General features: G+C 68.4%; 1 protein-coding gene. It reads right to left on the reverse strand.

Annotated elements, in window-relative coordinates:
* Positions 1-646: GTP-binding protein (locus D1614_RS26815; protein ID WP_147384383.1), on the reverse strand; the 646-nt coding region annotated here is incomplete at its 3' end.
* Positions 647-670: the final 24 nt, after the last annotated feature.

Here is a 670-nt window from a genome sequence, read left to right on the forward strand (position 1 = left end):
CATAGGCCGCCTCGACCAGACGGGCCTGGGGATTGAGCGCGGCGAGGACGCCGCGCAGACGGCCCATCTCCTGGGCCGAAACCAGATCGGCCTTGTTGAGCACGATCACGTCGGCGAACTCGACCTGCTCGACCAGGAGATCGACGACGGTGCGGTCGTCGCCCTGGTCCGCGGCCTCGCCCCGGTCGGCCAGATGGTCCCTGGAGCCGTAGTCGCGCAGGAAATTGAAGGCGTCGACCACGGTGACCATGGCGTCGAGCCGGGCGAGGTCGGCCAGGCTTTCGCCGGCCTCGTCGCGGAAATCGAAGGTGGCCGCCACCGGCATGGGTTCGGAGACGCCGGTGGATTCGATCAGCAGGTAGTCGAACCGCCGTTCCGCCGCCAACCGGCGGACCTCGATCAGCAGGTCGTCGCGCAGGGTGCAGCAGATGCAGCCGTTGGACATCTCGACCAACTTCTCGTCGGTGCGCGAAAGGCCGCCGCCGCCCTGGCCGACGAGGGCGGCGTCGATGTTCACCTCGCTCATGTCGTTGACGATCACCGCCACGCGCCGCCCGTCGCGGTTGTTCAGCACGTGGTTGAGCAGGGTGGTCTTGCCGGCGCCCAGGAAGCCCGACAACACGGCGACGGGGAGGCGAGGGTCCATCGGGCGTCTCCAGGTTCGATGGTT

Source organism: Maribellus luteus, assembly GCF_003576475.1.
Classification (GTDB): Bacteria; Bacteroidota; Bacteroidia; order Bacteroidales; family Prolixibacteraceae; genus Draconibacterium; species Draconibacterium luteum.